This is a genomic window from Micromonospora sp. B11E3, from assembly GCF_039871625.1.
In the GTDB taxonomy this organism is placed as follows: Bacteria; Actinomycetota; Actinomycetes; order Mycobacteriales; family Micromonosporaceae; genus Micromonospora.
Genome location: NZ_JBDPMC010000192.1, coordinates 1 through 1,787 on the forward strand (window position 1 = coordinate 1; position 1,787 = coordinate 1,787).

The 1,787-nt window shown below is 66.8% G+C and carries 2 pseudogenes; one reads left to right on the forward strand and one right to left on the reverse strand.

Annotated features, from left to right (window positions below):
* Positions 1 to 125: 125 nt before the first annotated feature.
* A pseudogene (locus ABGB16_RS33595) lies at positions 126 to 1,130 on the reverse strand (IS1380 family transposase); the annotation flags it as partial.
* A 12-nt stretch (positions 1,131 to 1,142) separates the two neighbouring features.
* Here ABGB16_RS33595 and ABGB16_RS33600 point away from each other — a divergent pair.
* Positions 1,143 to 1,403 (forward strand): annotated as a pseudogene (locus ABGB16_RS33600) (transposase family protein); the annotation flags it as partial.
* Between the last annotated feature and the right edge of the window lie 384 nt (positions 1,404 to 1,787).

Sequence of the window (1,787 nt, forward strand, 5' to 3'; positions counted from 1 at the left end):
AGGCTGCACGGCGAACTCGGCCACGTCCCACCCGCCGAACACGAGGCACTCCACGCGATGACCCACCCGGTCACCGCACCCCTGAAAACCAGCTAACCAACTCTCCATTAAACCCGGGGCTTGACAGAGAGGGTGCCGGCGGCGCGGAGCAGGTTGTGGCAGATCGCGGCCAGGATGCACCAGGCGGCGTTGGCGGCGAACACGCCTGATGGCTGATGTGCCCAAGGGCCGTCGATGAGGTCGGACCACACGGTTTCGCAGATGGCGTGGTGTCGGCGGGTGACGTCGGCCTGGTCGGCGGGTTCGGGGTTGTTGGTGAAGAACGGGTGGTAGCGCCAGACCGGGAACAACGGTCTTGAGTGTTGGCGTCCAGCACGCGGCGCACCACGAGCCAGCCGGTGGTCTCGTGGCGGGTGTCAGCGAAGGCGGTGAACCGCACTTCGGCGACCTGGGCGTCGGAGATCAGTTCGCCGGTGTCGGGGTCGATGACGGCGCCGGGGTAGTGCACCGGCGTGTACTGCTCGTCGCCGATGGCGGCGATCGCGGCGTCCACGGCGGGGTTGCGGGCGATCGCGAACGAGAATCTGGCCCCGGCCTTGACGACCGCGGTGACGATCTTGCCGGCGCAGTACGCGGAGTCGCCGCGTACCAGGATGTTCGCCGGATCCGCGCCGGCCGCGACTGCTGGTGTTGATCGCCTCGGTGAGCATGGACGCCGCGCCACGCGACGATCCGGCGCGCCCGGCCCGTAACCGCACCCCGGCCACGACTGGCGCTGCGATCTCGGTACAGATGGTCACGGCCAGGGGTGACAGGCCCCGCCGCAGGATGGTCTTGCCGGCAATCTTCGTGTGCCCGAACGAGGCGCCCTGCTTGGCGTGCCCATACACCGGGCGCAGCAGCGAATCGATATCGATGAAGACGCGGTCGTCGATGCCGTCCAGCACCGGGGTCCGCTGCGCGAGGGCGACCACCAGCCGGCGCAGCACTGCCGACAACTGCCGGGTATGACCGTGGGTGAACTCCCGCAGGAAGATCCCCAACGTCGCGGCCGCGTAGACCCCACCGAACAGCTTCTTCATCCCGCCGGAGCGGATGACATCCAAGTCACTGATGCTGTCCGCGCCGGCGACCTGCGCACCCTCGGCGACCTGGGCTACGAAGGCGAGTCCGACACCATCACCGTGGCGATCAAGAAACCCAAGGGCGGCCGGCTCACGACAACCCAGCAGCAACTCAACAAGGCCCACAACAGCCTGCGCGCTATCGGCGAACGCGGAAACTCACTGCTCAAGACCACATTCAAGGCGCTCCGCAACGTCAGCCTCAATCCGTGGCGGATCGGCAAGATCGTGGCAGCAGCGCTCGCTCTGCTGCACTTCGAACACGCCCGAACCACATGATCACCATCGGTGATCAAACCCTTGCGCGGAATGGCTCATTGCCGGCCCTCGTCGACGCCCACCTGGCGGGGTGCGCGGCGTGCCGGCAGTGCGCAGTCCTTCGCAGACGCCACCGACCCCGGAGGCTCCCAGCTCAAGGCACTGCTACCCGACTACGCAATCGCCCTGGGGGATCCCGGCCAGCCGGTAGGACGTTGGCACACGACCGGCAGACCCGCGTCGCAGGTTCCGCAAATTAACTAGCGTCATTTGGGCTAAGAGCGACCGGCAATAGGCACCCAGGATCCGGACAGGTAGGTACCCGGAGTAGCAAACAGGCACGGGACATCGATCATCGGAGTTCTCTACGCTCAGTGATCGACGGGAGTCCCGTGCCTGCCTTGC